This is a genomic window from Streptomyces sp. NH27 (genome assembly GCF_056859195.1).
The window spans coordinates 1-6862 of the sequence record NZ_JACEGK010000434.1; the positions used below are offsets into that span (position 1 = coordinate 1).

General features: G+C 75.4%; 3 protein-coding genes and 2 pseudogenes. 3 read left to right on the forward strand and 2 right to left on the reverse strand.

Features of this window, described 5'->3' with window-relative positions:
* A partial coding sequence (locus AC13HU_RS28320; protein WP_483044802.1) for a DNA repair ATPase occupies positions 1-4349 on the forward strand: 4349 nt, incomplete at its 5' end.
* A gap of 44 nt (positions 4350-4393) precedes the next feature.
* On the opposite strand, the gene AC13HU_RS28325 is transcribed toward AC13HU_RS28320, so the two are convergent.
* Positions 4394-4972: a phosphatase PAP2 family protein gene (locus AC13HU_RS28325; protein ID WP_483044803.1), complete on the reverse strand. Its 579-nt coding sequence runs from the start codon at positions 4970-4972 to the stop codon at positions 4394-4396.
* Positions 4969-5736 carry a DedA family protein gene (locus tag AC13HU_RS28330; RefSeq protein WP_483044804.1) on the reverse strand — a complete coding sequence of 256 codons (768 nt, stop codon included), beginning with the start codon at positions 5734-5736 and terminating at the stop codon, positions 4969-4971. Before AC13HU_RS28330 ends, AC13HU_RS28325 begins: the two co-directional genes overlap by 4 nt.
* A gap of 117 nt (positions 5737-5853) precedes the next feature.
* On the opposite strand from AC13HU_RS28330, the pseudogene AC13HU_RS28335 reads away from it, so the two are divergent.
* Together AC13HU_RS28335 and AC13HU_RS28340 are read left to right on the forward strand one after the other, a co-directional pair.
* Positions 5854-6228, forward strand: a pseudogene (locus AC13HU_RS28335) (BlaI/MecI/CopY family transcriptional regulator); the annotation flags it as partial.
* Positions 6229-6401: 173 nt separating this feature from the next.
* A pseudogene (locus tag AC13HU_RS28340) lies at positions 6402-6862 on the forward strand (M56 family metallopeptidase); the annotation flags it as partial.

Consider the following 6862-nt stretch of genomic DNA (forward strand, 5'->3'; position numbering starts at 1 on the left):
TCGCCTACGAGGGCGCGGCCCGCGAGGAGCCCGCCGAGCCGCCGGAGACGGTGCGCTGGAGCGCGGTCGGCCGTGCGGCGTACGTCCCCGGCCGCCACCCGCACATCGCGCTCACCGCGCCCGACGGCGGCACCCTCACCCTGGACACCACCGGCGGCGCCCTCACCTTGCGCACTGGCGGCGCCGTCCACGAGGAGCCCGTCGACGACGCCCTCCAGTCGCTGGCCGACGCCGACGTCGCCCTCGCCGGCGCCGGACCGCTGGTGCTGCTGCGGGTGCGCCCCTACCGGGAGTCCGCCGACCGGCACTTCGCGGTCAACACCCGCACCGAGCAGATCGAGCGGATCGACGCGCTCGGCCAGGTCTGCCTGCGGCTGCCCGACGACCAGGGCGTGATCTTCCCCGGCGGCTACGTCCTGGCCACCGGCGGCACCCGCACCTTCGACCTGGCCGACCTCGCCGGCCGGGCCGAGCCGGCCGGCGACCCGGGCGCGCCGCCCGCCGCCGGTGAAGTCACCGCCGCCCGGCTGGAGTTCGAGCGCGCGGTGCGCTCGGCCAACGGCGAGGACGTGCTGTACGTCTTCCACGCCCCCGCCGACGGCCACCGGCTGCTGCTGCCGTACAACCTCATCCGCAAGGAGGCCGCCGCCCCGCTGCACGTCCAGGGCAGCGCGCTGTACGAGGACGGCACCCTGATCACGCTGCGGCCCGCCGAAAGCGGCGAACCCGGCCGGGTGCACACCCTCCAGCGCTGGCACACCCCCTTCCTGTCCGACACCTACGCAGCCGCCCGGCCGGTCGGCGACGGCCCGCTGGCCCGGATCGGCAACCCGGACCTGGTCCGGGCGGTCTCCGACGCGCTGTCGGTGGCCCGCGCCGCCCTGGAGCCCGAACCCGCCGCGGCCGTCTACGAGGCGCTGACCGCCGCCGCCGAACGCGTCCTCGACCGCCACCACTGGCTCGCCGACCCGGCCGCGCAGGACCTGGCCGGACCGCTGACCGAGGTGCGCGACACCGCCCGGCAGGTGCTCACCGAGTACGCCCGGGTGCGGGAGTCGGCCGCACGGGCCGCCGCGGCCGCCGACGAGGCCGAGGCACGGATCACCGCGCTCGGCCGCCGGGTGCGCGGCGAGGCCGCCGCGTCCGCGGACGAGTGGGTCACCCGCCTCACGGAACTACGCGGCTCCCAGGGTCGGTTGGCGACGCTGCGGGAGATGCGACAGGCCGACCCGACCCGGCTGGACGCCCTGGACGCTTTGCTGGCAAAGGAGTTGGCCGAGGCCGCGGCCCGCGCCGCCGCGCACTTCGCCGAAGAGGCCGCCTTCGACGGCTACCGGCAGCGGGTCGCCGACGTGGCCGCGCGGGTCCCGCAGGCCATCACCGCCGCCGACACCGCGCCGCTGGCCGCGGCCCTGGACGAGCAGGCGGCGGGCCTGGCCACCGTCACCGGGACCGCCGGCACCCTGGAGATCACCGACGCGACCGTACGCACCCGCATCCTGGCCACCGCCGCCGACGTGCTCGGCGCGGTCAACCACGCCAGGGCCGTACTCGCCGCCCGCAGAAGGGAGTTGCTCGCCGCCGAGACCGGTGCGGAGTTCGCCGCGCAGAGCGCGCTGCTCGCGCAGAGCGTCGGCGCCGCGCTCGACGCGGCCGGCACCCCCGAGGCGTGCGAGGAGCAACTGGGCCGCCTGCTGGTGCAGATCGAGAACCTCGCCACCCGGTTCGCCGCCGACGAGGAGCGGCTCGCGGCGCTCGACGCCCGCCGCGAGGAGGTACGGGAGACCTTCGCCGCCCGCAAGCAGGCGCTCGCCGACGAACGCGCCCAGCGTGCCGGGCGGTTGACCGCCAGCGCGGCCCGGCTGCTCGACGGCATCAGGCGCCGCGCGGCCACCCTCGGCTCCGCCGACGAGATCCACACCTACTTCGCCGCCGACCCGCTCGCCGCCGAACACCGCCGGATCGCGGCGGAGTTGCGCACCCTCGGCGACCCCGCCCGGGCCGCCGAACTCACCGCCGCGCTCGCCGCCGCCCGGCAGGCCGCCACCGGCGCCCTGCGCGACCGCCTCGACCTGTACGAGGACGGCGGCGCCGTGATCCGCCTGGGCCGGCACCGCTTCGCGGTCAACACCCAGCCCCTGGACCTCGCGCTCGTCCCGCACGCCGACGGCCTGGCATTCACCCTCACCGGCACCGACTACCTCGCCCCGGTGGACGATCCCGCCTTCGCGGCCACCCGCGCCTTCTGGTCCCGGCCGCTGGTCTCGGAGTCCCCGCAGCTGTCCCGCGCGGAGTTCCTCGCCGGCGGCCTGCTGCTGGACCTGCTCGCCTCGGGCGGCCCGGCCACCGGCGCGGACGACGTGCCCAAAGCGGTACGGGCGGCCGTCGCCGAGCGCGCGTCGGAAGGGTACGAACGAGGGGTGCACGATCATGACGCCGTGCTGCTCCTCACGGCGCTGGCCGAACGCGCCGCGCAGGCAGGGCTGTTGCGGTACTCCGCCGGCACCCGGGCGGGCGCGCTGCTGTTCTGGACCTACGGCACCGAGCCCGCCGAGCGGGCCGCGTGGACGGCGCGGGCCCGCTCGCTCAGCCGGGCGCGGACCACCTTCGGCGGGGTCGGCGCCGGTCGGGCGCTGGACGCGCTGGCCGCCGAAATCGGCACCGCCGCACGGGACTTCCTCGCGGCCACCGACCTGGCGGAACCGGTCCGCCCGGCACCGCACTCGGCGACCGACGCCTTGCTGCTGGGGGAGTACCTGGTCGCCGAACTCGCCACCGAGCAGGCAGGTTTCGCGGTCGGACCCGGCGCCCGGGCGGTCGTGGCGCGGTTGACCGACGCGCTGGGCGGCCCGGACGCGGTGCCGTACAAGGAGTTCGGTGCCGATCTCGACGCGCTGGGCGGGGAGTCCCCTGCGGGGCTGGGCGCGCGCTGGCAGCTCGCCCGGGCCTGGCTCGGCCCGTTCGCCGGCGAGGCCGACGGTTCGGACGGCGCGGAAGTCCCGGGGAGCGGTGACCTGGTGGAGGCCGCGGCCGGGCTGGTGTGCGGCGCCGGGGCCGTACGGTACGAAGTGGACGCCGACGTCGAGGTCGCCGTGCACGGGCTGCTCGCGGCGCACCCCCGGGCCGTGGACGGCGCCATGACGCTGCGGCTGGACGAACTCCTCACCCGGGTACGGCGGTTCACGGCCGAGGAGGTGCCGGCGTACCGCGCGTACCAGCGGCACCGCACGGCCGTGGTCGCCGCGATGCGGGACCGGCTCGCGCTGGACGGCTACCGGGCCCGCCCCCCGGCCGGGTTCGTCCGCAACCGGCTGCTGGACGAGGTGTACCTGCCGCTGGTCGGCGACAGCCTGGACAAGCAGTTCGGCCCGGCCGGCGGCCTGCTGATGCTCATGTCCCCACCCGGGTACGGCAAGACCTCGCTGGTGGAGTACGTGGCGAGCAGCCTCGGGCTGGCGCTGGTCGGCGTCTCCGGGCCCGCCCTCGGCAGCGGCACCACCTCCCTCGACCCGGAACGCGCCCCCGACGCGGCCGCCCGGCGCGAGCTGGAGAAGGTGCAACTCGCCCTGGAAATGGGCTCCAACGTGCTGCTCTACCTCGACGACATCCAGCACGCCTCGGCGGAGTTCCTGCAGAAGTTCATCCCGCTGTGCGACGCGCAGCGCCGGATCGAGGGCCCCACGGGCGCGTACGACCTGCGCGGCAAGCGGTTCGCGGTCTGCATGGCGGGCAACCCGTACACCGAGTCCGGCGCGCTCTTCCGGGTGCCGGACATGCTCGCCAACCGCGCCGATGTGTGGAACCTCGGGGATGTACTCACCGGGCGGGAGGACCTGTTCGCCTTCAGCTACGTGGAGAACGCGCTCACCGCGAACCCGGTGCTCGCCCCGCTGGCCGGCCGCGACCGGGCCGACCTCGACCTGCTGGTACGGCTCGCCGCCGACGATCCGACCGCCCGCGCGGCGGATCTGGGGCATCCCTATTCCGATGCCGAGCGAAACGAGATCCGCGCGGTGCTACGGCACTTGCTGCGGGCCCGGGACACGCTTCTCACCGTCAACGCCGCGTACATCGACTCCGCGGGTAGGTCCGGTGCCTCCCGCACCGAGCCTCCCTTCCTCCTGCAAGGGTCCTATCGCAACATGAACCGGCTCGCCGGGCGGATCACCGCCACGATGAACTCCGCCGAACTCGAAGCCGCCGTCACCGATCACTACCGGGCCGAGGCCCAGACCCTCGCCCACGGGGCCGAGGCCGCCCTCCTCAAACTCGCGGAGTTGCGGGGCACCCTCACCCCCGAGCAGTCCGCCCGCTGGACGCACCTCAAAGCCCCGTACCCGGCCCCCTGACGCCCGCGGCCCCGACGGCAACCCGCCGTCGGGGCACCGCGCGCTCAACTACGGCGCATGGGAACCGTGATGGCGGGGAGCCGTAGGTCGAGTCGGCGGAGGGCGAGCATCAGAGCCCATGCCAGGAACCCTCCCAACGCCAGCCCGACCAGGACGTCATGGGGGTAGTGGACGCCGATCCACACCCGGGAGGCGCCGAGAAGGAGCGCGAACGGAACCGCGATCCGCCCGAGTTGACGGTCCGCGAGGAGAAGCGCGACCGCCGAGGCCGCGGCGATCGCCGAGTGATTGCTGGGGAAGGACCAGTCCCCGAGCGCGGGGCACGTCTCGACCGTGGCGGCCACGTGCAGCGTCTGGCACGGGCGTTGCTCGGCGAAGAGCGACTTGACGAGATCGTTGGCGAGGAAGGCGACGACCACGACGACGGGCACGGCCAGCACCGCGACCATGCGACCGCGGTCACCGCCGCCCCGCGCCCGCCACCACGCCCAGAGCATGAGGACGGCGAACAACCCCACCCCGTAGTCGCTGAAGAGGCGCACCGCGCTGTCGAGCGGACCGGGCGTGTGCTGCGCGAGATGCACGACCCAGCGGTAGAGGCCCGCGTCGAACCGGGAGTTCATGAGCCCTCCCGCGGGGCGACGGCGCGCCGCTTGTGACCGTGCCCGTGCTCAGGCCCAGGCCCGTGCTCAGGCCCGTGCCCGTGCCCGCGCCCGCTTTCGCGCCGCCCGCGCAGCAACTCCACGGCGAGCGGCACCAGCGACACGACGACTACGACCGCGACGATCGGCAGCAGATAGCGATCGACGTTCGGCACGGACGAGCCGAGCCCGTAGCCGGCCAGCACGAGCCCGACCGTCCAGACCGCGCCGCCGGCCGCCTGCCACAGCGTGAAGGTGCGGACGGGGACGTTCAGCGCCCCGGCCAGCGGGTTGAGCACGGTACGCACCACGGGGACGAAGCGGGCCAGCACCACGGCTCTGGCGTGGCCGTAACGGGCGAGCAGCTCGGTCGCGCGCGCCGCGCCTTCGTGCAGCCGCCGGCCCCGGGACCTGGCCAGCAGCGCGGGACCGGCTCTGCGGCCGAGCACGTAGCCCGTTTGGGCGCCGAGCAGCGCACCGGCGAGCGCGGCGATGAGCACCTGCCAGAGCGTGAGGTGCACCACGCCCGAGGCGCCCGGCGCGCACAGCAGCCCCGCGGTGAAGAGCAGCGAGTCGCCGGGCAGGAAGAAGCCGACCAGCAGGCCGGTTTCGGCGAAGAGCACGACCGCGATACCGAGGGCGCCGAAGGAGGCGAGCACGGAGTTCGCACTGAGCGGGTTCAAGGCGAGGTGCGCGGCCGGCGCGGCCGCGGCGTGGGCGACGAGTACGGGCACGGGCAGAGGCATGGTGGTGGGGGCCCTCCCATAATGGTTCCGGGGGCGCTTTCGATACCCCGACCGACTACAGTGATGTAGACGGTCTACAACACTGTAGACGAAAGAGCCGGAAGGGGCGATCGAGCCATGCCGGAGCCGAGCGCGGGCCGCCGCCCCTCGGGCGAGCTGGAGGCCAGCGTCCTCGCCGCGCTGTGGGCGGCCGGCGGACGCCCGCTCACCCCCGCCGACGTACAGCGCGAACTCGGCACCGCCCTGGCGCGCACCACCGTCACCACGATCCTGGCCCGGCTGTACGAGAAGCGCTCCGTCAGCCGCGCCCGCTCCGGCCGCGGCTATGCCTACCTGCCGGTCCAGGACTCCCCGGGGCTCGCCGCCCGCCGGATGCGCAGCGAGCTGGACAAGTCCGCGAGCGACGACCGCGGCACCGTACTGGCCCGCTTCGTCTCCGGGCTCGGGCCCGACGACGAGAAGGTGCTGCGCGAACTGCTGGCGCAGGCGGGCGGGGCGCCGGCCGCCGGCTGGGACAGCGACGACACCGGCCGGGGCTACGACGCCGGGCACGGTCATGACGCGGGTCAGGACACGGGTCAAGACGCGGGTCAGGGCATGGGTCAGGGCATGGGTCAGGGCATGGGTCAAAACGCGGGGGACGGCTCGGTGGACGAGGAGGCGCGGTGAACATCGCCGTCTGGCTGCCCCTGCTGCTGCCCCTGCTCGCGGCGCCGGCCGCCCGCCGGCTCGCCGACGCGCTGCCGCCCCGCCCCGCCGCCTGGCTGCTGGCCGCCTCCGCGGTGCTGCTCGCCGTGTGCAGCACCGCCGCGCTCGGGCTGCTCGCCGGGGCGGGCGCGCTGCGGCTGCCGCCGGTGGCCGCACTCGGCCACCTCGTGCTGCCCGTGGTCGGCGACCAGGTCACCGTGCCGGCCGCCTGTGTGGCCGCCGGGCTGCTCGCGGTCGTCGCGGTCGCGCTCGTACGGGCGGTACGGCGCCACGTCCTGCTCGCCGACCGGGCCCGGCGCACCGCGGAAGAGTCCGGTACCGCCGCGGGCGACCTCACCGTGCTCAACGACTCACGGCCCGACGCGTACGCCCTTCCCGGGCGGTTGGGTCAGCCCGGGCGGATCGTCGTCACCTCGGG

Excerpts from the sequence above, each read along its gene's own strand:
- AC13HU_RS28325 (WP_483044803.1), bottom strand. The coding sequence starts at position 4,972 with ATGAACTCCCGGTTCGACGCGGGCCTCTACCGCTGGGTCGTGCATCTC.
- AC13HU_RS28330 (WP_483044804.1), bottom strand. The coding sequence starts at position 5,736 with ATGCCTCTGCCCGTGCCCGTACTCGTCGCCCACGCCGCGGCCGCGCCG.